This window comes from Paenibacillus sp. MMS20-IR301, from assembly GCF_032302195.1.
Lineage (GTDB): Bacteria > Bacillota > Bacilli > Paenibacillales > Paenibacillaceae > Paenibacillus_AQ.
The window spans coordinates 3019765-3044934 of the sequence record NZ_CP135275.1; the positions used below are offsets into that span (position 1 = coordinate 3019765).

Consider the following 25170-nt stretch of genomic DNA (forward strand, 5'->3'; position numbering starts at 1 on the left):
CCGCTGCTCACTCCAGCTCATTAACAAGCTGCTTCAGCCGTTTGATTTCCTCCGGCGACAAGCTTTTCTTGTTCAATAATGAAGCAAACAGCAGGTCAACCGATCCGTCAAATATTTTGTTGACAAGCTCCTCCGCCTCCTGCTGCTGCACCTGCTCTTTGACAAGTGTTGCCCTGCACTGAAAATTAGGCTCCATTCGTTCAATTGCACCTTTTTCAATACATTTTTTGATCACGGTATACGTAGTGTTCTTGTTCCACCCGACCTGTTCTTTCAAGATACCGGCAAGCTGCTTGGCCGTCAGAACCCCCTCTTTCCATAACACATCCATGACTTTCAGCTCAGAATCGAAAAGTTTAATTTCCATTTGATTCCCGTCTCACCTCTCCTCATACTATTACAGTAGTCTGATTTAATTAGATACTATCACAATAGTCCAGACAAAGTCAAACTACTTCAGTAGTCTGACTTTTGAATGCAAAAAAACAGGCTCTCTGCTGGCTGTAAGCCAATCAGAGAACCTGTTCCCTAAGACAAGATGCGGTCGAGAGGACTCGAACCTCCACGATATTGCTACCACACGGACCTGAACCGTGCGCGTCTGCCAATTCCGCCACGACCGCATATTATGTATGATAGTGATTCAATCACCGTAATTAAGACTATACTCTCTTTGAATATAAATTGCAAGCACTTTTTCTAATGATAAGCTCAAACCAGCTTAAATCTGAAGACGGAAATGAAGGACACCAAATTATAATAAGTAATATCATTGCGATAATTAATTTTATAATGTATATTATCGTCAAAACTTAATTAAGAAAGGTTGACGAGAATGGACTCTTTAGATTATAAAATACTGTCGGCAATTATGAGCCACGGAAGAATCACCTGGTCCGAGCTTGCCGGTCAGCTCGGCCTCTCTTCTCCGGCCACAGCAGACCGGGTGCGGCGGCTGGAGGAGCAGGGGGTTATTACGGGATATACTGCGCTCATCGACGCTGAATCTGCCGGGTACGGCCTGGCAGCACTAATTGCTGTATCCTTGGAACGGCCGGAGCACCGGCAAGGCTTCATTGAGCTTGTCAGGAAGCTGCCGGAGATTCAGGAATGCCATCACACTGCGGGGGATGATGACTACATCCTGAAGCTGCGCTGCCGGGGAACAAAGGATCTCGAACGGATTATCAGTGAAGAGATTAAGGGCTTGCCTGGAATCGTGCGGACCCGCACCACTATCATTCTCGGGACTGTCAAGGAGACACCTAATATTCCGCTGCCGCCGGCAGAGCATGCGCCATGAGCCACTGGCCTGCACTGTTAAGCGGCCTGGGGTTCGGCTTCATCATTGCTGCCCCGGTAGGCCCGATGTCAGTACTCTGCATGAACCGGACACTGAAGTCCGGCTTCAGCTCCGGCCTTGCTACCGGTGCAGGAATCGCACTGGCTGACGGCATATATGCCCTGGCGGCTGTTGCGGGCTCCCGGTTTGTGAATGAATTCACTTCGGACTATGCCTTGCCGCTTCGTCTGCTGGGCAGCCTGTTCATTGGCTACCTCGGGGTGAAGGGCCTCTCACCTGCTCCGGTATCAGCAGAGCCGGAAGCCGCAAGCCGCAGCGGAATCAGCTACAGCCTGCTTACCTCCTTTCTGCTGACTCTGGCCAATCCGGCTACTCTGCTGTCATTTGTCGCCCTGGCAGCTTCACTCGGCAGCGCCATCGGTACTTCCCTATATCTGCCGGCCGGCATTGCCATAGGTTCCTGTTCCTGGTGGCTGCTGCTATCCGGGCTTATCGTCTGGATCAGCGGCAGGCTGCCCGCCGGCTTCAGCCGAATACTTCGCCCGGCCTCATCAGTCCTTCTGCTTCTGTACAGCTTATACGGTATTCTGTCGGCATGACCACCAATCTTAAGCCAGAACTGCTGCGGCCAGCGAAACAGTCAACCCGCCTTAATCATTTCCTGCTCGGCTACTTTATTTCCCGGATAGGAGACGCACTTTACTCCTTTTGCCTGCCGCTGTTGTCTTACAAGCTGACCGGCTCTGTATTTGTCATGAGTTCAATATTTGCCCTTAGTGTGCTGCCGGTTATCCTCTTCGCGCCTTTTGCCGGAGTAATTCTGGACCGGTTCAACCGCAGAAGGCTGATGCTCCTGGCCGACCTTGGCCGGATGGGGATCATCGCCTCTATCCCCCTGCTTGCGCACTTCGGGTGGCTCGCGGTCTGGCAGCTGTATATCATCTCGCTGCTCCTGTCCTTATTATCAACCGGTTATGATATTGCCGTTGTTACAATTATTCCGCAGCTGGCCGGCAAGCAGCTTACCCGCGGCAATGCCGGTGTCCAGACCGCAGGCCAGCTGGCCGATATGCTCGGCCCGGCTGCTGCCGGAGGGCTCGCCGTTCTCATGAGCATCACTGCGATCCTGTGGCTGGATGTCCTTTCCTTCGCGGCCATTCTATATGCTCTGTACCGGCTCCCCCGGGAACCGGCACGGCCGCGTACCGCCAACCCGGCTGTATTCTCTGAACTGTCACAGGGCTTTCTCTGGCTGATCCGCAGTCCGGTTCAACTTGCTTTATCTTTACAAGCTGCTATCGGCAACTTTGGATACAGTGCCGCATATGCCACTCTGACGTACTATCTGATTACTGCCCTTGAATTAAATACAGGACAAATCGGCATCACTTATACCCTGCTTGCAGCAGGAGGGGTGGCCGGAAGTCTCGCCATAATCTGGCTTGACCGCTATTTCCGGCGCGGACGGCTGATCCCGGTGCTGCTGCTGGCCGGAACCTGCGGCTTCGTGCTGGCCGGCTTCAACAGATCCTGGCTGGCACCGGGAATCGGCTTCGGACTGGTTGCGGCCTGCAATACCGCCTGGTCCGTATTGTCCGCCTCCATCCGCCAGGAGCAGGTTCCTCCCGAGCTGCTCGGGAGAGTGCTGAGCTTCTCAAGAGTCGTCACCCGCACGGCCATGCCGGCCGGCGCCCTGCTCGGCGGCTGGATGAGCGGTGCACTGTCCCCCGCCGCTGTATTCCTGCTGGCCGCCGGAGCGAAGCTGATTGAGGTGATGATAGCTGCTATCTCGCCGATCCGCAGGTTATGACGGCAGGTCATGCCAATACCTTCAGCACATCCTCAATCTTACGCTGATGGGACAGTACACCATAATTCATCCAGGCCATGAAATCAACCTCGTACACGCAGCGGTTACGTACGGCAGGCAGACTTCTCCATAGCTGTGATTCAAGCAGCTCACGGCCTTCACCCTCCTGCCGGTCAAACGTAATAAACAGATGGTCTGCAGTCAGCCCGGACAGCTCTTCACTGTTCAGGCTTACCCGCTTCTGTCCCCGGGTAAGCCTGCGGACAAGTTCAGGCCGCTGAAGGCCCAGATCCTCATGCAGAACATTAGCGGAGTACCCCAGCTCTTCACTTCCATAAAGAGTAATTCCACAGGAAGAGAGACGCAGCAGTGCCGCCGTCTGTCCCCGGGCGCTGCGGCTGAGGATCCGTTTAGCCTGGCGGGCCGTCTGCTCGTAGCTGCTGATGACCTCCTGTACACGGTCAGTCCTGCCGAAGACAGCAGCCGCTGAGCGCAGGGTAGCGCGCCAGTCCTCCTGATGGAACGGGAGCCGGAACAGCGGGGCTACCTGGCGGCACTCTCTCAGCTGCCAGCGCTGATAGCCGTCATCCAGAATGATCAGATCGGGCATATAACGGGAGAGCTCCTCCCAGTCTCTGCTCGAAATATCGAATGCCGGCACCTGATCAAGACCCAGGTATTCCTGTCTGCCCCACTGGGCATGACAATACTGCACTACCGGAGTAATGCCGAGTGCCAGCAGATAATCCTCAAGAAAAGGGGCAAATACACGGCCCCCCTCCTGATGGAGGCTTCTGTATTGCCCGGGAGTTACACCAACCATTCCCTTGAAACGGCGGTTGAAATAGTACTCATTGCTGTAACCGACAGCCTGTGCAACGTCATGCAGCCGGTCCTTCGTCAGCAGCAGCTGCTGCTGCGCCCGTTCAATACGCAGACCGTTCAAGTGCTCGAGTGGAATCTCACCTGTAATCTCTTTAAAAAGCTGGGTATAACGCGTACGGCCAATCCCGGCAATCTCAGCCAGCTGGTCAACGGATAAGGCTTCGCTGAAATGTTCTTCCATATAACGGATTGACCGTTCTACAGCCTCCAGATCATCCTGTGACCTTATTGCCGGGGCATTCGCCCGCATAATCAGCAATAGCAGTTCCTGGAAGCGGGTCTGAGCCGCGAACCACTCGATATCCTCCATACTTTTGCGGCTGTGACATATGGAATCCAGCAGCATTGCACACTGTGAATACGGCCTGCAATAGAGATATCCCGGCTGCAGCATGCCTGCCCCGGGCAGATTGTCCGTTTCCTCCTGTCCTGTAAGAATAAGCTCAAAGGTAAGCCGGTAAAAGCTAATTCCGCTCTCTCCAGCCTGGATTCTGTTCAGAGATCCGGCTTCTGCCAGAAATCCCGCACCTTTCTCCAGAAGATATCTTCTCTCGTCCGCCTTGAGCCAGCCCTGCCCTGCCGACACTATGATTAGTGTATGCTTCGGATATACGGCAAGCTGTTCAGTCTCCGCCGGGGACTGGGCTGCCGCTTCTATATTAATCAGGCTGTAGAACAGCCTTTTTCCGCTATATCTCTGTAATTGATCTGCCATCCCACACCTCCAATTGAGAACCATTATCATAATTATAGTGTAAAATAAAAAAAAGATCTATCAACGCTCTGATAGATCTTCTTTCCGCTTTTATCTCCATATTCACTTTATGCTGTTATTTCACCATTGCCTGCAGCAGATCGTCCAGCTTCATTGAATTGGCCGTGATTGCACCAGACTGCCAGTGGGATCGCTCCATTTTATAGATGTTTCCATTTTTCACCGCAGGCAGGTTCTTCCAGAGCGGGCCATCGAGGATTCCAATGGCTTCCTGATTCGCTGCAGTATCCCAGCCTCCGTTATCGGGGAAAATAATAATGTGATCTGCCTCAAGCTCAGGTATCAGCTCTTCGGAAATAATGGACTGGTATTCTGTCATCTCAGCAGCCATAGGGACAGGTGTCAGACCAAACTGATCATAGATTACACCGGTATAACGGTTTTCAACTCCGAAAAGAGCAAAGGTTTTGTCCGCCACATTAAGCCGGATTACTGCCACCTTCTCCTGTCCAAGCGCCTGCTGCAGCTTCGCTTTTCCAGCCTCTACCTTCTGGTCGTATTCCACAAGCACAGTCTCGGCCTTCTCCGGAATGCCCAGCGCATCTGCTATGGCGGCAAGCATCAGTCTCGAATCCTGCAGTACGGCCTCGGGCAGACGGTAAGTCGGGGCCACCCGGGAATACTGCTCATATTTCGCCTCATCCGCTCCGCCGTCGGCAATGATCAGATCCGGATTTTTATCAAGCAGTGCTTCAATGCTTCCGGTAATGTCGTACTCCGGCACATCCAGATCCAGATAATCCTGCTTGCCCCAGCTGGGATGATACCATTGGACGACCGGTGTTACACCGAGCGCCTTCAGATAATCCTCTACATAGATTCCGGCTACCCGCTGAGGATTCACCGGAATCTCGACATCTCCGAATTCCCCTGTAACAGTTCTTGTGGCACTTTCTGAAGCTGCTTCATTGCCAGTCTCCGCTGGAGCTGTGCCAGCTTGTGCCTGCCCCGCTGCATTCCCCGTCTGGGCGGCGTTAGCGTCCCCTGCATTGTTATCGGCCCCGCAAGCCGCCAAAGCGGACATTGCCAGTATTAATACGATGGTCCAGATGAATTTACGCCCCCGGCTTGTCATTACTCTCTTCACTCCTATGTCTGTTTTCATTGATTATCATTCTCAGGTAATCTTATTGACAATAGTAGCATGTCCTGATCAGCATTCAATGCACTTTCTCTGCAAAAAACTTATACAAACTCGCAGGCTGCATCAACCGTAAACCAGCAGATACATCTCTGCCTTCATATAGACAGTACTGCTTCAGCAAGAATTATATAGATTGAACTAATATAATTTAGAAAAAGGAGAGTCGGTGGAGGGGAGCTGTAGGGATGCCAGTGACCGCCTGCGTTACTGGATTTTCGCCATGAACAGCAGTAATTAGTCACGCACCGATTGTTCAAGTGACCAGCTTAGCGTTACGGACATGAGAGACGTTAAGCCTTCAGAAAGGTACCTGAGTGCCGGTCTTACGGATGAGCGCCGTTATTTCACCGGAAAAGCGGAGTTTGTCCACGATAAGAGGCGGATAAGGGCCGTCGTGTCCGTAAGCCCGCCCCAATGACCTTTTTGGAGCGAATAAAGGCTGTGATGTCCGCTTAAGCGTCAGATTGGGAGTGTACTTGAACCAGACAGAGGGGATTGACCCTCTATAACCTGCCCCACCTCCACGCTTAGCTTCCTTAGAGGGAGCGAACGCCAACAATCGTGTACAATAAGCTATCGCGCGGGTAAGCGGTGAATACATTAGAATGAATTTCGGCCTTTCAGCAATTCTAGATCAACATATAGCTTTCCAGTTCAAGCTATATAAGAATAATTTACTGCAAAAAAAGGACCCCGCCGTTACCCGGCGGGGTCTAAAGTCCATAAACGTTATGTAATACATACAACTGAGGATAAACTGAGTTTAACACCGGATTGTTAACAGAGTGTGTTATGAAATCACCAGATTCAATAAGTATAGTTAGCTCTCTACTTCTTGTCCCCCACATACCGGTTGCTCCCGGCTCCCATTCCGGCAGCGAACAGCAGCACGCTCGCTGCTGCAAGCACAGCCAGCGGAACATTCCAGCTGTCCGTTCTATCATGAAGCAGACCGAACAGCGCAGGTCCCATTGCTGCCAGCAGATAACCGGCAGACTGGGCCATTCCGGACAGCTCGCTTGCCTCCTGAGTAGTGCGTGTGCGCAGACTGAAGAACATCATCGCCAGGCCAAAAGCGAATCCGCCGCCGGTTCCGATGCAGACCGCCCACACGGCCATCAGCTCCGTACTGCCCAGCCAGACTCCCAAAATGCCGGCCATAAACAAAACTGCTGTAATCGCAACCAGCATACGCTGGTTCTTCATCCGTCCAGCCCATAGCGGTACGAAGAAGGTAAACGGCAGCTGAGCCAGCTGCATTAGTGAGAGTATCCAGCCTGCATGGCCTGGCGACATCCCCCGCTCACCGAGGATAACGGAAAACCAAGAAATCAGAACGTAGTAGAGCAGAGACTGCAGTCCCATGAACAGCGTAACCTGCCACGCCAGCGGAGAACGCCATACCCGTACGGCCGAAGACTGTACAGCTCCCGTGCTTCCCTGGCTCAGCTTCTTCATCTGCGGAATCCAGAATAATGTGGCCAGTGCCGCAATAATGAACCACAGGGCCAGGGTTCCCCTCCAGCCAAGCCCCGCCTGCTCCGCCAGCGGAACACTGATTCCTGAGGCGGCAGCAGCGCACATATTCATGGACACCGTATAAATACCGGTCATCAGACCAATACGCTGCGGAAATTTCCCCTTGATTAATCCCGGCAGCAGCACGTTGCAGAGTGCAATCGATAAGCCGACCATAGCTGTGCCGAGGAAAAAGGCAACTGTCCCGGAAGCCGAACGGATCAGAATGCCCATAGACAGCCCAAGCATGGACAGCATCAGGATATTAGCCAGTCCAAGCTTACGGGCCAGCTGCGGAGCGAACGGAGACAGCAGTGCAAATGCCAGCAGCGGCAGCGTTGTGATTGCACCGGCAAGTGTATTAGAGAGCCCGAGATCATCACGGATCATCTCGAGCAGAGGCCCGACTGAGGTGAACGGGGCACGGAGCGCTGCGGCAACACAGATAATTCCTATGACCAGCAGCCACTGGCTGCCCGTGCCGGAGTCCTGTGTCCGCAGACTGCCAGCTTCCAGTTTGTTGGTTACTTTACGGCTATTCTTCATGTTAGGTAGTACCTCCAGGTCGCAGCAAAAACACCCGGCAAGCCCAGGCTTGTCAGAAATGAAGCTGTGTATGTATTATGCCGGACTTGCAGCAGCAGGTTAATTGCTTACAAGCCATGGCATTATTCCATTATAGCAGGCGATCCGCAGCACGAACAGCCGCGGGTCACAAGGACCGGCGGCTGTCGTGAACTATGGCCTGATTATACCAGGAAAGATCTGCTGATGATTACGAGCAGGATGAACAGAACCAGAATCGCGCCAGTCGAAGTGAAAGCTCCGCCGTATCCCCCAACATTTTCGCTCATGATGACTCCTCCTTTTCACTTGAATACAGTTAAAATATGTAGAAACAGCTCCCGCGGTTTGGGTGAACTGGCAAGGATTCCCGGATTTTATACATAATTTTAATCATCTCACCGTTGACAAATCGTGTGACCCTCCTTTAGTATCCTAAGAATAAGGTTTATTTGAGAATCAATCTCAATTGCCGGATACATAACACACTACAGAAAAGAGTGAACAAGAGATGCTGCGTCGTTTTTTCTCCTATTACCGTCCTTATAAGAAGCTGTTTATCCTCGACTTCACCTGTGCAGTAGGTGCCGGGCTGCTGGAGCTTGCTTTTCCCGTGGCGGTCAACAAATTCATTGACGACCTGCTGCCGGGCCAGGACTGGCCGCTGATCCTGATTGCCTGCGTTGCACTGCTCGTTATATATGCCCTGAACACGGCAATGAACTATGTTGTCACTTACTGGGGACATATGCTGGGCATCAATATCGAGACCAATATGCGCAAAAAAATGTTTGATCATATCCAGAAGCTCAGCTTCCGCTTTTTCGATAACAATAAAACAGGCCATCTGCTCGGCAGAATTACCAATGACCTGAACGATATCGGCGAGGTGGCGCATCACGGTCCTGAAGATGTATTCATCGCTGTAATGACACTGATCGGGGCATTTGTGCTGATGGCCGATATCAATCTCCAGCTGGCTATAATCACTTTCATCATCGTGCCGATTATGGCCTGGGTTATCATCCATTTCGGGCGCAATATGACAGAAACCTATCACCGTCTCTTCGGCAATGTAGGTAATTTCAATGCCCGGATTGAGGACAATGTCGGCGGAATCCGTGTAGTCCAGTCTTTTGCCAATGAAGAATTTGAAAAAGAGCTGTTTGCTGTCGATAACCAGAAGTTCCGCGAAACGAAGCTGATGGCGTACAAGCTGATGGCCAAAAGCTCTTCGGTCAGCTACATGATGACCCGTCTGATCACCATTGTCGTGATGGTCTGCGGCGCCTGGTTCTTCATTCAGGGAGATCTCGAAATCGGGGAATTCGTTGCGTTCATTCTGTTGTCTAACATCTTCTTCCGGCCCATCGAGAAAATTAATGCCGTTATTGAAAGTTATCCAAAGGGAATTGCCGGCTTCAAGCGTTATCTGGAGGTTATTGATACGGAGCCGGATATCGCAGACAAGCCTGGCGCTCTGGATGCCGGCCTGCTCCGCGGAGATATCCGCTTCAACAATGTCAGCTTCGGCTACGATGCAGACCGTCCGGTACTGAAGGACATCAGCCTGAATGTCGGTGCAGGTGAAACTATCGCCTTCGTCGGGCCGTCGGGTGCCGGTAAAACGACCATCTGCAGCCTGCTGCCGCGGTTCTATGATGTTACAGAAGGAGCAATTACCGTTGACGGCACCGATATCCGTGATCTGAAGCTTAACTCGCTGCGTAAGCAAATCGGTATCGTGCAGCAGGACGTGTTCCTCTTCTCCGGCACGATCCGCGAGAATATCGCCTACGGCAAGCTTGGCGCAGAGCTGAGTGATATCTGGGAGGCTGCCCGGCGCGCCCACCTGGAGGAGCTGATTAACAACCTGCCGGACGGTATGGATACAGTGATCGGGGAGCGCGGCGTGAAGCTGTCCGGCGGACAGAAGCAGCGCCTCGCCATCGCCCGGATGTTCCTGAAGAATCCGCCGATCCTGATTCTGGATGAAGCAACCTCGGCTCTCGATACCGAGACGGAAGCAGCGATTCAGCAGTCTCTGGCCGAGCTGTCTGTCGGCCGTACAACGCTGGTCATCGCTCACCGCCTGACGACAATCAAGAACGCCGACCGGATTATCGTCGTGAGCGAGGACGGCATCTCTGAGGAAGGCCGCCACGAGGATCTGGTGGATGCCGGGGGCATTTACAGCCGCTTGTATCAGGCGCAGTATAATGCTTAAGGGATTTGGGATTTAACTTTGTGTGCGGGATAACCCTCCATTATGCAGCCTTCCGGCTGGATGGAGGGTTGTTTTGCTTTTTATGAAGGAAGAGGGCTATGCTCGTGGTGCGGCGGCGGGCGGTGATGGGCAGTGGATGATTTTTAGAATGTGACAGCAATGCCAGTGATTATGCTGGAGATCGATTTTCTAATCGCAGCGGACACCACAGCCGTTCCTATTTACTCAAATAACGGCTCTGTAGTCCGTAAGGCTGCTCCGTCTGATGCAACTGTCAGCAATATCAGCAATACTAGCAATTTGAGCAGGACATAGGTTACTATAGAGAAATTATTACTTAACGGAGGGAACTCATGAGTGCGATTGCAAGAACACCACAACCCCCTTATTATGCAGTGATTTTCACATCTGAACGGACAGCCGGGGATAACCACTATGCGGAAATGGCCGATGAAATGCTGAAGCTTGCCGCTCTCCAGCCTGGATTCCTTGGTGTAGAAAGTGCCAGAGAAGGTGTCGGGATTACTGTGTCCTATTGGGATTCGCTCGAAGCCATTCAGCACTGGAAGCAGAATGAGCGGCATTTAGCCGCCCAGCACAAAGGAATAGCAGATTGGTATCAAACCTACAAGACAAGAATATGCAAGGTTGAACGGGACTACGAATTTGATAAAAAGAGGGTCTGACAAATCAAAGACGTCATCCCTAAATCCCCTCTATTCCTGAACCGTACCCAGGAAGCGGATAGCCAGCTCACGATAGAAGCTGATTGAGTCCAGATAGGCGTCGATATCCACCCACTCATCCGGCTGATGGGCGAGGCGGGGGTCACCGGGACCGTAGATCAACACCGGCAGCCTGCCGTTATCATGCAGCACGGAGCCGTCCGTATAATAGGGTACGCCCTGCACTTCAGCTTCTGAGCTGACTGATCTCCCCAGACTCCCTTTATCCTCTTCGCTTCCGGTACTCTCCTCTTTGTCCCCCCGCTGTGCAACAACCTCAAGCGCCGCAGTAATCAGCCGCTGGCCCGGATCTGTATATACTACACTGCGGTCCAGCAGCTGCTCCACCTGATAACGGTACTCCGGATGAAGCAGCTGAATCTCCTGCAGCTTATCCTCAATCTCCTGCAATAGCGGACCATGCCGGAGCGGCGGGACGGTGCGGATGTCAACATCTATGCTGCAGTAGTCCGGCACAACATTAGTCTGCACGCCGCCGACAATCCTGTTCACCGATAAGCTGCTGGAGCCGAGAACCGGATCAGCAGCCTGCCACTCCAGCGCATGGCGGTGCAGCAGCGCAATGAGCTCCATCATGCCCTCCACAGCGTTCAGCCCAAGCTGCGGCATGGAGCCGTGGGCGCTGCGCCCGAAGAGGGAAATGCGCAGCCAGAGCGCGCCTTTGTGTCCGGCCGCCACCCGGCTGCCCGTAGGCTCGCCGATGACAAGGCCATCCAGCAGCGGCAGGTCATGCCGGTGCTGCTCCGCATACAGCCGTGCTCCGCAGCTGTCGACCTCTTCCCCGGCGGTCGCCAGGAAGAGCAGATCACCGGCCAGCCGGATGCCGTCCTGGTGCAGTGAGGCTGCGGCGAGCAGCATGGCGGCCAGGCCGCTTTTCATATCCGATGTGCCCCGGCCGTACATCCGGTTCCCTTCGATTACCGCACCATGCGGCGGATAACGGCCTGCCGCAGCGCTCCAAGGGCTGACCGTATCCAGATGTCCGCAGAACATCAGCTTCCGGCTGCCGGAGCCGGCAATCACCGCCTCCAGGTTGCTCCGTCCTTCCTCCACAGCCGTAATGGTGCTGGCGATGCCCAGCTCCTGCAGTGTCTCCTGCAGCAGCAATGACAGCCCGTGCTCATTGCCGGGCGGATTGCAGGTATCCGCCCCGATCAGACGCTGCAAAAAAGGCACGGCGAACCCGCGGCTTCGTACATTGATCATAGTCCACCCTCCTCCTTAGTTTAGGTAGTTTCAGTTCAGCTTATGATGAAATCTACGTGATCCTGTAAGTTTTCGCAGCCGAAAAAGTCACGTTGCCCACGTCTAACTGTATTCTTCAGAACAAAACCTTGATACAGATAAATATATCAGCTTCTTCCCCTCCAACATTTCCCTAATGTTCGGCCTCACCGTTAGCAGTAACACATTGTATTCGGTTTTTCGCATACATTTGGCCCGGTTGCTCTCATACCTCATATTTCGCAAAAAAAAGCCGCCACCCCGTTTAACAATTGGTGTGACAGCTTTTGGGAACAACTTATTTCTTCGCAATATGGCACTTCAGCAGCTTGCCCTTGACGGTTGTCTCCTTCATCGCCTGCAGCACAAGCGAGCCCTTGCCGTTCAGAATATCGACGTAGGTTACATTATCCTGAATCGTGATGATCCCGATATCCTCAGCCGTAATTCCCTCAAGCCTCGCAATGGTGCCGACGAAATCGACCGCGCGGAGCTTCTTTTTCTTGCCGCCGTTAAAGTAGAGTTTCATGATGTCCTGGTTCATGACCTCGGTTTTGCCGGCTTTGCGGACCTGTTTCTTGCCGAGCTTCTGATCGAAGGCCGGTTTGGCATAAGCCACGGCATCATCCGAAGGAGCCTTCATCACCGGGAGAGTGAACCCGATATAGCCTTCGATTTCCTTGACCCACTTGTGTTCGTTCGGCGTGACGAAGGTGATCGCTTTGCCGCTTTTGCCGGCGCGGGCGGTCCGTCCGGTCCGGTGGACGTAGCTCTCCTTTTCCAGCGGGATATCGTAGTTGAACACATGGGTGATGTTCTCGATATCGATTCCTCGGGCCGCCACATCGGTGGCAATCAGATAGCGGAACTGGCCGCGCTTGAACGCATTCATCACCTCAAACCGCTCATCCTGCTCCATGCCGCCGTGGATTTTGTCCACCGGATACTCGAGGTCTGCCATCCCGCGGAAGAGGGAATTCACCTGCTCCTGGGTCCGGCAAAAAATAATACAGCTATCCGGATTCTCCACCGTCAGCAGATCACTGAGCAGCCCGAACTTGGCGGCCTGTACAACTTCAATCAAGGCATGCTCGATCGACGCTGTCGTAATTCCGCTTGCTTCAATCTCGATATCCGTCGGCTCCGTCATGTACTTGCGGCACAGATTCTTAATGGCTTCCGGCAGTGTCGCCGAGAACAGCATCGTTACGCGGTCCTTGGGCAGCTGCTTGATGATCTTCTCAATCTGCTCGATAAAGCCCATGCTGAGCATTTCGTCGGCTTCATCAATCACCAGATATTTAATCCGGCTGAGGTTCAGCGTCCCGCGCTCGATATGGTCAAACACACGGCCCGGCGTACCTACGGCCACATGCGTTTTCTGGGCCAGCTCAAGCTTCTGCGGAGCAAACGGCTGCTTCCCGAACAGGGCTACCGCCTTAATCCGCTTGAACCGCCCGATATTCGTAATATCCTCTCTTACCTGCTGGGCCAGCTCCCGGGTGGGGGTCAGCACCAGCGCCTGAGGCTTGTTCTCCACCCAATCGACCAGCTCGCAGAGCGGGATGGCGAAGGCTGCGGTTTTGCCGCTGCCGGTCTGTGACTTCACAATCAGATCCTGCGCCTTTAGCGCAACCGGAATGACCTTCCGCTGCACCTCGGTAGGATTCACATATTTCAGTGTCTCCAGTGCACGGACAATCTCTTCATCCAAACCATAATCACTAAATTGTACTTGTACTTCACTCATATCGTATTCAACCTCTTCTATGCTGTTTGTTCCGGTGGGGCGGGCCTGCCCGCATTCCATCCGCCCTTGCGCATTATATCATTATAACAGCTACTCTGCCCCCTGATTCCATTCCTTATAAAATTGCTCGAGAAAAATCAGCATGAACCCATGCCGCTCCTCCGCCAGCTGCTTGCCGTAAGGGGTATTCATCAGGTCCTTCAGCTTAAGCAGCTTCTCATAAAAATGATTAACCGCCGTCCCTTTGGAATAGTCGCGGTATTCCTGCTTCAGCGATTCGTCACGCGGGGGAATCTCCGGGTCATAGACCGGCCGGCCTTTCGCCCCTGAAAAGACCATGGTCCGCGTAATCCCAATCGCCCCCAGCGCATCCAGACGGTCCGCATCCTGCACGACCTGTCCTTCCAGTGTGGACATCGGTGCTCCACCGCCGCCGCTGAACGACATCGTTCCGATGATCTCCATGATCATCTTACAGGCAGCTTCATCCGGCAAATGTTCTGCCAGCCAGTCCTGCACCTTGAGCAGCCCCGCTTCCTTGGAGGGGTTCAGCTTCTCGTCAGCTACGTCATGCAGCAGCGCCGCGACCGTGCAAATGACCTCATTCGCTCCTTCCATCCGGGCGATCAGTGCCGCCGTATTGCGTACCCGGTCCGTATGAAACCAGTCATGGCCTGTCGTGTCCTGGCTCAATTGTTCCCTGGCGAAATGCTCTGCTGCGGTGATAAGCTCTGTATAATTCATTATGATTGCTCCTTTGTGAGAATGCGGATAGTAATATGCGAAGCTGCCGGTCTTGCACAGTACCTTCCGATCCGCTATAATGTGCTGTAATTAAGAGCTGAAGGGAATGGATTCCTATGAACCGCTTGTCTATCATACAGAATCAGCTTCATCATCACAAGCAGCGTTAGCACACCTGAATTCATTCAGGGCGGGCTAACGCATTTCGCGTTCGACCTCCCTGCGGCATACCAAAGCGCGCGGGACCAAGAGGTCCGGCGCGTTTTTTATTTCCGATAACTTACACAGAGGGAGCTGCTGATTATGCAAAATATTAAAGGTACCTATGATTACTTCGGCCGTGAGCAGGCCATCCGCCAGAATGTCCGGGCCACATTACAGGAGCTGTTCGAGCTGTACGGATTCGAATCCATGGATACGGCGCTGCTGAATGAGCTGGAGCTGCTGACTTCCAAATATGCCGGGGGTGACGAGATTCTGCGCGAAATGTACCAGCTGACCGATCAGGGCGGACGCAGGCTTGGGCTGCGGTATGATCTGACGATTCCTTTTGCCAAGGTCATTGCCCTGAATCCGGGAATTGAATTCCCGTACCGGCGCTATGAGATCGGCAAGGTGTTCAGGGACGGGCCGGTCAAAAAAGGCCGGCTGCGTGAGTTCCTGCAATGTGACGCCGACGTCGTCGGTATTGCCGGCCCGCAGGCCGAGGCGGAGCTGATGCAGCTGGCGGCGGAAGTCTTCCGCCGGCTGGACATTCCGGTTGTTCTGAAGTGGAACAACCGCCGCTTCCTAGGAGAGATTCTCAGTGCTGTCGCAGTTCCGCCGGAGGAGCAGCTCTCCGCAATGCTGACGCTCGATAAGCTGGCCAAAATCGGCAGCGGCGGTGTACTGGCCGAGCTGACGGATAAGCAGCTGGCAGCGGACACGGTGCAGCAGATTGCCGGACTGCTTACGCTGGACAATCCGGAATTCGGGCAGCTGGTGGAGCAATATCAACTTGAAGGACTGCCGGGGGCAGGTGAGGTTCTTGCTCTGCAGCAGCTGATTGACGGGGTTGGCCTGGGAGCCGTCTGTGTCTTCGATCCTTTTCTCTCACGCGGCCTCTCCTTCTATACGGGAACCGTCTATGAAATCTTCGATGCTTCCGGCCGCTATACTTCAAGCCTGGGCGGCGGCGGCCGGTATGATGCCATCATCGGGAAGCTTGTGGGGCGTGATGATATAGCATACCCGACCGTGGGGATCTCCTTCGGGATGGAATCGGTTATGGCTCTGCTGGGCGGACGTCCGGCGGAGGCGGAGGACCGCTGCGGCGTGCTGATCATTCCGGTCGGCGGATATATGCCGCAGGCGCTGACTGCTGCCGCTGTACTGCGGGCCGCGGGCATCCGCACGAATGTGGACAGCGGCACGCGCAAGCTCAAAAAAACGCTGGCCGGAGCCAGCGCTAAAGGGTTCCGCTATGTGATTATGATCGGAGAAACCGAAGCAGCTCTCGGCAAGCTGCGGCTGAAGGATATGACGCTGCAGAGTGAAACGCTGGTTAGTGTGGAGGAGGCCGTCCGGTTGATATAGACAGCGGTAATCATCAAACATCCGGGAACAAGAGCGGCCGGAAGTCCAAAACTCATCTCTAAGCGGAAAATCATGTACAATGAGCTGCCGCGCAGGTAAATGGGTTAAATGGGCCCTCCGTTAAGAAAAGCGGCCAGCCACGCAATGGTTATTCAAGTGACTAGCTTAGCGTTACGGACATGAGAGACGTTAAGCCTGCAGAAAGGTACCTGAGTGTCGGTCCTACGGACATGAGCGCCGTTATTTCACTGGAAAAGCGGAGTTTGCCCATGATAAGCGGCGGATAAGGGCCGTCATGTCCGTAAGCCCGCCCGAATGACCTTTTTGGAGCGAATAAAGGCTGTGGTGTCCGTCCGATTGGGATTGTACTTGAACCATTCCACTTCAAGCTATATAAGAAAGCTCTGTGAACATGGAGAAATGATAATGCCATTGTCACTACATTGCTGAAACAAGGAGATGTGCGCCAGTATGAACATATTAAACCCAAAGAAAAATACTGTATTTAAAGTTATAGTAACTGCTATAATATGCACCATCCTTATCGTTGGCTTATTATCAAATTCTGCGGTTAGCTCCATATTTAAGACTACCGCGACGGTATTTATACCTGGGAAATTCAGCGGCTTGAAACCACCGATTTGTCCAACATTACTGTTGAAAGACCGTGAACAACAGCTCCGGAAGCAAGCGTGTATATTATGATAAGACAACTGACGTTATAATCGAATTTATATACGCCAATCACACCAGAGACCTTGCATGGACGATACTAAGATATTCAGAATAGAAATGCGCTCTTTCAATTAAGCATAAATACCCATAAGCATTCCGCCCGCCGCACCGGTTAACACTACGATCCAAGGCGGCAATTTCCAGTAAACCAGCATGCTGAACAAGACAGCGGCAAAAGCAAAATCAAGAGGCGCCTGTATGGAGCTGGTCCAGATCGGCTGATAGAAAGCAGAGATCAATATTCCTATCACGGCTGCATTTACGCCCGTTAAGGCACCTTTTGCTTTTGGATTATGCCGCACAGTATCCCAGAAAGGCAGGCTTCCGGCGATTAGCAGAAATGCAGGCAGGAAAATAGCAACCGTTGCCAGCAGCCCGCCCGGCCAGCCGTTCATCACAGCACCGAGATAAGAGGCAAAGGTAAACAGCGGTCCCGGAATGGCCTGGGCTGCCCCGTATCCGGCAAGAAACGCCTCTTCGCTTACCCAGCCTGTTGTGACAAATTCCCGTTCAAGCAAAGGCAGGACAACATGTCCACCGCCAAACACAAGCGAACCGGAGCGGTAGAAGCTGTCGAACATAGCAATCCAGCGTATGGAGGTAACTTGTCTTAGAACCGGAAGCAGCACCAGCAGTCCAGCAAACAACACTAAACAGCCTATGGCAAATCTGCGCTTCACCGGAAAGCTGACCCGGTCATCCGAACCGGCTTCCAGCCGGCTGTAGAGCAGGAACCCAACAATAGCGGACAGGAGAATAATAGCCACCTGGGAATAGGCAGTCTGCCACAATAATGTAATCACCATTGCCGCCAGGGCTATAGCTTTTCTAGGCAGGTCCGGAGCCAGTTTGGAGGCCATTCCTGTAATGGCATGTGCTACAACGGCAACTGCAACTATTTTCAAGCCATGTATCCAGCCCGCACTGCTTACATCCATCCCCTGCAGAATCAGGGCAAAGATCATTAAGGCAGCTGCAGAAGGCAATGCGAACCCGAGAAATGAGACAATCCCGCCCAGCACACCGGCCCGCATAACCCCCATCCCTATCCCCACCTGGCTGCTGGCCGGGCCGGGCAAAAACTGGCATAATGCTACTAAATCGGCGTAATTTTTCTCATCCATCCATTTTCTTTTGCGGATATATTCCTCATGAAAATATGCCAGATGGGCAATCGGCCCGCCGAAGGATGTAAAACCTAATTTGCCTGACACCAGCAGAATCTCAAGTAATGATCTAATTATCCCCTGTTCCCTCCGTACCGGCTGCTCCACAATCTAATCTCCCCTCCAGCTGCTCGTGAACATCATCATTTTCAAATGTCTATTTAGGATGTTACATAGATCCAAGCCTCACTACAACTCTTTCCGGAAAAAATTACACTGCCATTACAATTGGAAAAGCGTATCTTAATTTTGCGGTTTTACGGCGGGGTATTCATTCATGCGCTAGTGGAGAAAATCCGACCATCAAAAAGAACCGTCAAAAAGACGGTCCTTCCGCATTTAACTATTGTTCACCGGGGGCTCTGGCTGCCGGCCCTATACGCGTGCTGTCCCTGTATTCCTTGGGTGAGAAGCCGCTTGCGTTCTTGAAAACACGGTTGAAATGGCGTACATTGCCAAACCCTGTTTCCTCGGCGATTCTGCTGATTTTGTCATCGGTGAACGCCAGCTTTTTGCGGGCTTCATCGATCCGGATATGGGTCAGGAATTCGATAAAAGTAACGCCGGTCCGCTGTTTGAACAGATTGCTGAAATAAGCAGGGTTCAAATATACCTCGTCCGCCACCTCCTTCAGGCTCAGCGGATGATGATAATGCTGCGAAATATAACGCTGGGCCGCATGCACCGGGTCCGGATCCTTCGCTTCCCTGGATTTCGCAATACAACCGGTCAGACCGAGCAGCAGCCCCCGGCATTTCTCGGCCAGCTCCTGCCGCGACGACAGGCTGCATACATCGAACAGCACTTTGCGGATATCCTTCGAACCGAGCCAGGACTCGGTCACGCCAAGCTCTTCGGATAATTCATAGTAGTAGAGCAGCAGCTTGCAGATCTGCTGGTGAATGCTCTCCGGCGATTCCGCCGTGCTGCACAGCTCTTCAATCATATGCTCGACAATTGCACCGATGCTGGCTACCCGGCCATCCACAATCGACTTCTCCAGCATCTCCCACGACCATTTCAGCGGTCCGCCGCCGGAGTGGGGGCGCCTTGTCATAAGCGCATAATCCAGCAGCTTATCACCGCCTTCGATTAAGCGGTATAAGAGGGCGATTCCCGCTTCAGTATAGGCCTTCGGAATGCCCGGCAGCCCTTCCGCCGGATTGCTCACCCCGATCGTCACCGTCAGGTTCGACAATGAGCGGATCTGCCTGCGGATCATATCGCCGAGGGCTCCCGGTGCCGACAGGGACTGCTGCGGCTCCGCTGTATTCAGCAGCGCCACCACTTCCGTATCCGACAGCACGAAGCTTATGCCGGTCGCATGCCGGTCAATCATCTCCTGGACTACCTGCTGGATATACAGGAGGAACAGCGAGGCATCGCTCTGCAGATAGCGCTCTTTCTCGACGGAATGCTTATCGAGCTTAATCACCATGCAGATGAAATAGGGATGCCGGATGGTGAAGCCCAGCTCGCGCAGCAGCTGCAGGTCACTTTCGCCTGTCTTGCCTTTGAGCAGACTCTCGCTCAGGTGGCCAGCCACATGGCGCTTCAGTACCGGCCGGGCCTGCCAGGCCTCAGTCTGCTGCACCGGCAGCGCCTTGCGCTCAGCCAGCTCCCGTCCCAGCTTCTCCAGCACCCGGCTCAGCTCCTGGCGCTCAACCGGCTTCGTCAAATAATCCTTCGCCCCCTGGCGCATCGACTGCTGCACATAAGCGAATTCATCATAACCGCTAACGACAACGGTTATCAGATCCTTGAAGCGCCCGCCGGCCATCTGCTGCAGCTGGATCCCGTCCATCCGCGGCATGCGGATATCGGTAAGCAGCACCTCCGGCGACAGCTCATCCAGCTTGTCGAGTGCATCATAGCCGTCACTGGCTTCACCGACTACCTCCCAGTTTCCTTCCAGGCTGGTGATCATTTTGCGCAATCCTTTGCGGAAGACCGATTCATCGTCAACGATCAGTATTCTGGGCATCTACGTCCTCCTCCCTCGCTGTACCCTGATAGTTAATGACCGGCAGCTTCAGCACTGCCTTGAAGCCCTGAAACGGCATGCTCTCCAGGAAAAGCCCGTATTCCTCGCCATAATGCAGCACAATCCGGCGGTGTACATTCAGCAGCCCGTTGCCTGTACGGCCGCCCAGGTCCTTCGTGCTGCACAGATGCAGGCGGAGCGCTTCCAGCGCATCGGCATTCATGCCGATGCCGTCGTCCTCGACTGTGATTCTAAGCACATGATCGCTGCGGTCGGCAGCCAATGTTATCCGCCCCTGGCCGATACCCTTGTCCAGCGCATGGTTGATTGCATTCTCTACCAGCGGCTGGATCATCAGCGGAATCACCTGGCAGCCGAGCAGCGAAGGCTCGATTATCATCGTGAACTGAATGCGCTCCTCATAGCGCATCTGCTGGATTTTCATATAGCCGCCGACATGATCCAGCTCATCCTGCAGTGTTACATGCTCCTTGCGCCCGCTCAGGCTGTAGCGCAGCAGCTTGCTGAGGCTGTTCGACATCGTTATGATCTCCGGACTGCCCTCAAGCTCAGCGTACATACTGATCGAGCCCAGTGTATTATAGAGGAAATGCGGGTTAATCTTGCTCTGCAGAGCTGCAATCTGCGCGTCCTTCTCCCGGATCTCCGTCTCGTAGAGCAGATAGCCCAGCTCACTCAGCTTGGCAATCATACCGTTAAACGAGTGGCCCAGCATCCCCACTTCATCCGTTCCGCTCACCGGGAAGGCCTTACTAAGATCTCCGCGCTCGACACTGCGCATCAGCCGGCTCAGCTTGCGCAGCGGCTGAGTAATGCGGTAGGCAATGAATACATACAAGAGCAGGGCAAGGCCTACACAGATAACGCCGGTAAGAATGATATACGTACGCAGCACCTCAGTATCCTTCATCAGGCTGGAGACCGGAACGACGCCTACCGTAGTCCAGCCCGTTACTTCAGAGGTCACATGGGCAACGAGCAGCCCCTCGCCGTCCGACTTCACATGGCTTACCCCTTCCCCGGCCATATCCGGCTTCAGCTCAGGGGCAGCCAGCCCCTCACCATGGTCCTTGCGGACAACCAATTGTCCGGCGTCATCAGTAATGTACAGCAGCTCCTTGACATCCAGCTTAACCTTGGACAGAATCTCACTGATAAACTTGGGGTCCACATCAATCACAATGTATCCGAGTGTAACCCCGTCATCGAAGCTGCGCAGCTCGCGGACTATAGAGAAGGCCTGATACACATTTCCGCCGCTTGCGCTGAGATCATGGGTAGCCACATATACCGGCTGCCCGTAATGGCCCTTGAACCTGCCCAGCCAGCTGACATTCTCATCCAGCTTGTAAGTCGTGACATATTGGCTCTCCGGCATCACGACATACGAAGCCCCGCCGGTTCCGTACAGGGAGACACCCAGAATATCTACCCGGCCGTTCAGAAACACCTGGGTAACGAAGCTGTTCAGCCCGCTGATCTCATCCAGTGTCAGCGGTTCACCGGGGGCACGCTTGGTTGCAAGATATTCGGTCACCTTGGGGTATTGATACGGCATCACGGTAAGCCGGTTCAGCTCATTCATATAGGTGTCGATATTCAAAGTGAGCTGCTTCAGTGTCTGAAGCTGATAATCCCCCACCTTGCGCTCCGTCGTTTCGGTGAAGCGGGCAAAGGCGAAATAACCCATCAGCCCCAGCGGAAGCACGATGAATACGACATTGATAAGAATCAGCTTGCGCGCAAGCGCCAGATTCCTGAACCAGCTGTGGAATGATTTCAAGCCGCACTCTCTCCTTTTATACCGTCACCGTCATTTCTTCAGCTGAAGGTTAATGCTGTCCACCGCCCTCTGCAGCGCCTGCTCCGGACTTTGCTCCTTGTAGATCATCCGCTCAAACTGCCGGATAATCTCTTCATTAATACTCCACTGCCTGACATTTCTCGGCCAGTAGGCCACAGAGTTGGCGGTATTGGCATAATCGCTGCGGAATTTCAGTGCGGTGTATGCCTCACTCTCTACAACCTTCAGGGAACTCGGCACATGCCCGGCTTCCGCCCACATTACTCCATGCTCCACCGCCCAGCGGGCAAAGACCATAGCGGCTTTGCGCTTCTCCGCGCTCATCTCGCTTTTGGCCGGAATAGCGAGCGTATGGGAGTCTCCCCACACTGCCGGATGATCATAGATCACCGGAACCGGAACCACACCCAGCTCCAGCTTCTCATCCTTCTCAAAAGCGCCCGTTCCCCACACGCCTGTTATCAATGTAGCAGCCTCACCGTCATAGAAGAGCTTGAAAGCATCATTAATGTCCGGCGGGATCAGTTCGTCCTGATATAAGCTGTTCACGAACTCCAATGTCTGCTGCGAAGCCTTGTTGTTAAAGACCGCCTGTGTGCCTTCCGGATTATAGAAGCTGCCGCCGCCCTGCATCTGATTGTACAGGCTCCACCACAGCCACACGGAATCTATCCGTGTGCTGGGGAGTGCCAGCGGTGCAACTCCGGCCGGAACCGCTGTTCTCAGCTGCTGCAGGAATGCCTTGAATCCCTCTTCCCCCTTGCCGATCAGCGGTTTATCCTCTGCATCAAGCAGCCCGGCCTCTCTTAAATATTTCTTATTATAATAGAGCACCAGTGTATGCGTATCCAGCGGTACAGCATAATGGGCGCCTCCATAAACTGTGGACCCGGCGATCTTGGCATTGAACTGGCCCCAGTCAAGCCCCGTGTCCGCCGCCAGCCCGTCAAGGGACTCGATATAGCCGTTCTGCACGAACTGCGGCAGATTGGTGGTGTGGATTATCGCCAGATCCGGTGCATTGCCGGACAAAATTGCTGTACGCAGCCGGGAATAATAATCATCAAGCCGCGAGTTGATCTGATCAATCCGGATATCCTCATGCTCCCGGTTAAATTGCTCCACCAGTTCAGTCATGAAAATATTGTCGCCGCCGCTGAACGGAGTCCAGTACTCCACGGTCACCGGCTGGGTAGCAGGCGGCGGAGGCTCTTCCGCAGCCTCTGCACTGCAGCCGGCCAGTGCCGGCAGCAGCATCAGCAGCAATGCTGAAAGCGCCATCAGTTTATATCCTTTGTATCCTCTCAAGCCTTCTGTATCTCTCATATGAGTATGCCCCCGTATGGCTTGCCGTCTATGAATCTTTCGTATTATTCACTTGTCTGCCATATATCCATATAATCTATACCGAAGCTGCCTTCGCTGTCAAAAAGAATGATTTCATTGCCGCCGCTGCGCAGCTTCAGCTCCAGCTGAATGAATTCCGGCTGGTTCCGTTCCTGCGGCTCCAGCGTTACTGCGGTTCTCGTTCCTCCGTTCACCGCCGCTTCCAGCTTCGCCCCCGGTGAAGCATTCAGTACAGATACAGACACTGTGTAGGTACCGCTGTGCGGAACCTGAATATTACCGAAACGCAGCGCAGCACCGCTGCCGTTCAGGCTGGCCGCCGCCCCGCCGGAGGCATACGGATTATCCTCCGCTGCCGCCTCCCCCTCCAGCGTCTGGGCTTCGCCTTCATAACGCGAAATTTCCACCGCCTTAATTGCAGCGCTGCTGCCTTCCGGCAGCTCCAGGGATACTGTATTCTTCCCGGCTGTGAACGGCAAGCGCAGATACGCGTAGCCGGGCTCATCTTCTCCCGTTGGCGGAAGCTGCAGCACGGCCGGCGGCCCGCCGTTCACCGCTGCCGCCGCTTCCGCTGCGGCTCCGCCCGGATTCACATAATGCACCAGCAGCGGAGTATTGCTGTCTATTGCCGCAGGCAGCGCCGGATACTCCAGGCGGTTCCCGCTGCGGACAGCCTCCTCTGCCCGGAACACGCCTGTTCCGGCCGGGACCGCCAGCGCCGCACTCAGCGCCAGCGGCTTGCCGAAGACCGGCAGCCCGGTATCATCCCAGCTCACAGGCTGGGCCCGGGCTTTACGGTTGTTCCAGCCGTCCGCTTCTCCGCTCGTAGCGTGGTAGACGATCCATTGTTCACTGCCGTCCGGTGACACCGTGAACGAATTATGCCCCGGCCCGTATACCCCGGCGGCTTCATCCATCGCCAGCAGCGGCTCTTCCGATTTGGTCCAGCCTACCGGTTCCAGCGGATTCCCGCCAGGCTTCAGGGCCAAGAGGCCCAGACTATAGTACGGTGTCCAGCTGCCCGCCCCAGAATAGACAATGAACGTGCGGCCTTCATGCTGAAGCACCGACTGGCCTTCATTAATGTACGGCGGCCCTCCGGCCCGTTCCCAGTCAAGGAGCGGCTCACTCAGCAGCACTCGCGGCCCGCTGATCGTCAGGGGATCACTCATCGGCGCAATATAGGTGTTCTGCGCGGCATTTACATCCCCTTCCCAGCCGGACCAGACGAAATACAGCTCCCCGTCCACTTCCATCGCCAGTCCGTCAATCGCCCATTTGTCCGTGCTGTCAGCCACCTGGCCTTTGAACGTGTACTCACCCAGTGGATCTCCGCTGTCCCCTTGCAGCACATACATCCGGTGATTCTCGTTATTTCCGTCATCAGCGGCGAAATAGATATACCAGCTTCCCCGGATATATTGAATCTCGGGTGCCCACAAATTTGCTGAATAAGCGGTCTCCGCCGGCGGGTACCATACCACCTTGCGTTCCGCTTGCCGGAAATCGAGCGTACGTGACTTCATTACCATAATATCCGTTCCGTTATGGGTAAAGGTCATGTAATAATATCCATCCTTATACATCACGCTCGGGTCTGGGGTATCCATCTCGGCAAGTGTGTTCTTAAATGTTCCGCCATGCCCGCTATAGGCCACATCTGCTCTGTCACTCCCGTGCTGCAGCAACAAGTACGCACCTCCTGCCAGTATAAGTAACAGCACCGCAGCGATGGCGCAGGTTATTCTACGTTCAGGCTTCCCCCACCCTACCTTGCGCTGCGGCTCTTCTGATTTGAATTTCATTAATTACCCCTCCAAGGGTGTGATAACAGCGGCTGGAAGCCCA

Annotated in this window: 19 protein-coding genes and 1 tRNA gene; 6 read left to right on the forward strand and 14 right to left on the reverse strand. The window is 53.9% G+C overall.

What is annotated here, in order from left to right; genetic code table 11:
- Positions 1-7: 7 nt before the first annotated feature.
- Together LOS79_RS13445 and LOS79_RS13450 are read right to left on the reverse strand one after the other, a co-directional pair.
- The gene (locus LOS79_RS13445) at positions 8-367 is read right to left on the reverse strand and encodes a BlaI/MecI/CopY family transcriptional regulator (protein WP_315420475.1); all 360 of its coding nucleotides are present in this window, start codon (positions 365-367) and stop codon (positions 8-10) included.
- Between the two features lie 172 nt (positions 368-539).
- A tRNA-Leu gene (locus tag LOS79_RS13450) sits at positions 540-623 on the reverse strand.
- Between the two features lie 212 nt (positions 624-835).
- Between LOS79_RS13450 and LOS79_RS13455 the strand changes: the two genes are divergently transcribed.
- From LOS79_RS13455 to LOS79_RS13465, 3 genes are read left to right on the forward strand one after another with little or no spacing between them, the layout of a single operon-like run.
- Positions 836-1303 (forward strand): Lrp/AsnC family transcriptional regulator, encoded by a 468-nt coding sequence (locus tag LOS79_RS13455; protein WP_315420478.1) that lies wholly within the window; start codon positions 836-838, stop codon positions 1301-1303.
- The gene (locus tag LOS79_RS13460) at positions 1300-1902 is read left to right on the forward strand and encodes a LysE family translocator (protein ID WP_315420481.1); all 603 of its coding nucleotides are present in this window, start codon (positions 1300-1302) and stop codon (positions 1900-1902) included. The genes LOS79_RS13455 and LOS79_RS13460 overlap by 4 nt, the downstream gene beginning before the upstream one ends.
- Positions 1899-3113 carry an MFS transporter gene (locus LOS79_RS13465; RefSeq protein ID WP_315420495.1) on the forward strand — a complete coding sequence of 405 codons (1215 nt, stop codon included), beginning with the start codon at positions 1899-1901 and terminating at the stop codon, positions 3111-3113. The genes LOS79_RS13460 and LOS79_RS13465 overlap by 4 nt, the downstream gene beginning before the upstream one ends.
- Positions 3114-3120: 7 nt before the next feature.
- Here the strand turns inward: LOS79_RS13465 and LOS79_RS13470 are convergent, their stop codons facing one another.
- The 4 genes from LOS79_RS13470 to LOS79_RS13485 all read right to left on the reverse strand — a co-directional run bounded on the left by LOS79_RS13470 (position 3121) and on the right by LOS79_RS13485 (position 8289).
- Positions 3121-4713 carry a helix-turn-helix domain-containing protein gene (locus tag LOS79_RS13470; protein ID WP_315420496.1) on the reverse strand — a complete coding sequence of 531 codons (1593 nt, stop codon included), beginning with the start codon at positions 4711-4713 and terminating at the stop codon, positions 3121-3123.
- Positions 4714-4828: 115 nt separating this feature from the next.
- Positions 4829-5848, reverse strand: coding sequence for an ABC transporter substrate-binding protein (locus LOS79_RS13475; protein ID WP_315420497.1), 1020 nt, complete (start codon positions 5846-5848; stop codon positions 4829-4831).
- An 897-nt stretch (positions 5849-6745) separates the two neighbouring features.
- Positions 6746-7981 (reverse strand): CynX/NimT family MFS transporter, encoded by a 1236-nt coding sequence (locus tag LOS79_RS13480; RefSeq protein WP_315420499.1) that lies wholly within the window; start codon positions 7979-7981, stop codon positions 6746-6748.
- Positions 7982-8184: 203 nt separating this feature from the next.
- Positions 8185-8289, reverse strand: coding sequence for a YjcZ family sporulation protein (locus tag LOS79_RS13485; protein WP_315420501.1), 105 nt, complete (start codon positions 8287-8289; stop codon positions 8185-8187).
- A gap of 221 nt (positions 8290-8510) precedes the next feature.
- Here LOS79_RS13485 and LOS79_RS13490 point away from each other — a divergent pair, with 221 nt between their 5' ends.
- Both LOS79_RS13490 and LOS79_RS13495 read left to right on the forward strand, forming a co-directional pair.
- Positions 8511-10226: an ABC transporter ATP-binding protein gene (locus LOS79_RS13490; RefSeq protein WP_315420503.1), complete on the forward strand. Its 1716-nt coding sequence runs from the start codon at positions 8511-8513 to the stop codon at positions 10224-10226.
- Between the two features lie 353 nt (positions 10227-10579).
- Positions 10580-10912 (forward strand): antibiotic biosynthesis monooxygenase family protein, encoded by a 333-nt coding sequence (locus LOS79_RS13495; protein WP_315420514.1) that lies wholly within the window; start codon positions 10580-10582, stop codon positions 10910-10912.
- 30 nt (positions 10913-10942) lie between these two features.
- On the opposite strand, the gene LOS79_RS13500 is transcribed toward LOS79_RS13495, so the two are convergent.
- The 3 genes from LOS79_RS13500 to LOS79_RS13510 form a co-directional block, all read right to left on the reverse strand.
- Positions 10943-12178, reverse strand: a complete 1236-nt coding sequence (locus tag LOS79_RS13500; RefSeq protein WP_315420516.1) for a M20 family metallopeptidase — start codon at positions 12176-12178, stop codon at positions 10943-10945.
- A 316-nt stretch (positions 12179-12494) separates the two neighbouring features.
- Positions 12495-13946: a DEAD/DEAH box helicase gene (locus LOS79_RS13505; RefSeq protein ID WP_315420518.1), complete on the reverse strand. Its 1452-nt coding sequence runs from the start codon at positions 13944-13946 to the stop codon at positions 12495-12497.
- A 90-nt stretch (positions 13947-14036) separates the two neighbouring features.
- Positions 14037-14690, reverse strand: coding sequence for an HD domain-containing protein (locus LOS79_RS13510; RefSeq protein WP_315420520.1), 654 nt, complete (start codon positions 14688-14690; stop codon positions 14037-14039).
- Between the two features lie 303 nt (positions 14691-14993).
- On the opposite strand from LOS79_RS13510, the gene LOS79_RS13515 reads away from it, so the two are divergent.
- Positions 14994-16265: a histidine--tRNA ligase gene (locus tag LOS79_RS13515; RefSeq protein ID WP_315420522.1), complete on the forward strand. Its 1272-nt coding sequence runs from the start codon at positions 14994-14996 to the stop codon at positions 16263-16265.
- 806 nt (positions 16266-17071) lie between these two features.
- Here the strand turns inward: LOS79_RS13515 and LOS79_RS13520 are convergent.
- The 5 genes from LOS79_RS13520 to LOS79_RS13540 all read right to left on the reverse strand — a co-directional run bounded on the left by LOS79_RS13520 (position 17072) and on the right by LOS79_RS13540 (position 25127).
- Entirely contained in the window at positions 17072-18274 is a 1203-nt protein-coding gene (locus LOS79_RS13520; protein ID WP_315420524.1) for a chromate transporter, read from the reverse strand.
- A gap of 235 nt (positions 18275-18509) precedes the next feature.
- Positions 18510-20150 carry a response regulator gene (locus tag LOS79_RS13525; protein ID WP_315420527.1) on the reverse strand — a complete coding sequence of 547 codons (1641 nt, stop codon included), beginning with the start codon at positions 20148-20150 and terminating at the stop codon, positions 18510-18512.
- On the reverse strand, positions 20128-21954 hold the full coding sequence (locus LOS79_RS13530) for a sensor histidine kinase (RefSeq protein WP_315420530.1): 1827 nt from the start codon (positions 21952-21954) through the stop codon (positions 20128-20130). Before LOS79_RS13530 ends, LOS79_RS13525 begins: the two co-directional genes overlap by 23 nt.
- 30 nt (positions 21955-21984) lie before the next feature.
- Complete coding sequence (locus tag LOS79_RS13535) at positions 21985-23301, reverse strand: ABC transporter substrate-binding protein (protein ID WP_315420532.1); 1317 nt, start codon at positions 23299-23301, stop codon at positions 21985-21987.
- A gap of 44 nt (positions 23302-23345) precedes the next feature.
- Entirely contained in the window at positions 23346-25127 is a 1782-nt protein-coding gene (locus tag LOS79_RS13540) for a family 43 glycosylhydrolase (RefSeq protein ID WP_315420535.1), read from the reverse strand.
- Positions 25128-25170 lie beyond the last annotated feature (43 nt).

Bases quoted from the DNA above. Each gene is read 5' to 3' on its own strand.
- LOS79_RS13480 (WP_315420499.1), bottom strand. From the start codon at position 7,981: ATGAAGAATAGCCGTAAAGTAACCAACAAACTGGAAGCTGGCAGTCTG.
- LOS79_RS13535 (WP_315420532.1), bottom strand. From the start codon at position 23,301: ATGAGAGATACAGAAGGCTTGAGAGGATACAAAGGATATAAACTGATG.
- LOS79_RS13475 (WP_315420497.1), bottom strand. From the start codon at position 5,848: ATGACAAGCCGGGGGCGTAAATTCATCTGGACCATCGTATTAATACTG.
- LOS79_RS13470 (WP_315420496.1), bottom strand. From the start codon at position 4,713: ATGGCAGATCAATTACAGAGATATAGCGGAAAAAGGCTGTTCTACAGC.
- LOS79_RS13485 (WP_315420501.1), bottom strand. From the start codon at position 8,289: ATGAGCGAAAATGTTGGGGGATACGGCGGAGCTTTCACTTCGACTGGC.
- LOS79_RS13455 (WP_315420478.1), top strand. From the start codon at position 836: ATGGACTCTTTAGATTATAAAATACTGTCGGCAATTATGAGCCACGGA.
- LOS79_RS13540 (WP_315420535.1), bottom strand. From the start codon at position 25,127: ATGAAATTCAAATCAGAAGAGCCGCAGCGCAAGGTAGGGTGGGGGAAG.
- LOS79_RS13490 (WP_315420503.1), top strand. From the start codon at position 8,511: ATGCTGCGTCGTTTTTTCTCCTATTACCGTCCTTATAAGAAGCTGTTT.
- LOS79_RS13445 (WP_315420475.1), bottom strand. From the start codon at position 367: ATGGAAATTAAACTTTTCGATTCTGAGCTGAAAGTCATGGATGTGTTA.
- LOS79_RS13460 (WP_315420481.1), top strand. From the start codon at position 1,300: ATGAGCCACTGGCCTGCACTGTTAAGCGGCCTGGGGTTCGGCTTCATC.
- LOS79_RS13510 (WP_315420520.1), bottom strand. From the start codon at position 14,690: ATGAATTATACAGAGCTTATCACCGCAGCAGAGCATTTCGCCAGGGAA.
- LOS79_RS13505 (WP_315420518.1), bottom strand. From the start codon at position 13,946: ATGAGTGAAGTACAAGTACAATTTAGTGATTATGGTTTGGATGAAGAG.
- LOS79_RS13525 (WP_315420527.1), bottom strand. From the start codon at position 20,150: ATGCCCAGAATACTGATCGTTGACGATGAATCGGTCTTCCGCAAAGGA.
- LOS79_RS13500 (WP_315420516.1), bottom strand. From the start codon at position 12,178: ATGATCAATGTACGAAGCCGCGGGTTCGCCGTGCCTTTTTTGCAGCGT.
- LOS79_RS13465 (WP_315420495.1), top strand. From the start codon at position 1,899: ATGACCACCAATCTTAAGCCAGAACTGCTGCGGCCAGCGAAACAGTCA.
- LOS79_RS13495 (WP_315420514.1), top strand. From the start codon at position 10,580: ATGAGTGCGATTGCAAGAACACCACAACCCCCTTATTATGCAGTGATT.
- LOS79_RS13515 (WP_315420522.1), top strand. From the start codon at position 14,994: ATGCAAAATATTAAAGGTACCTATGATTACTTCGGCCGTGAGCAGGCC.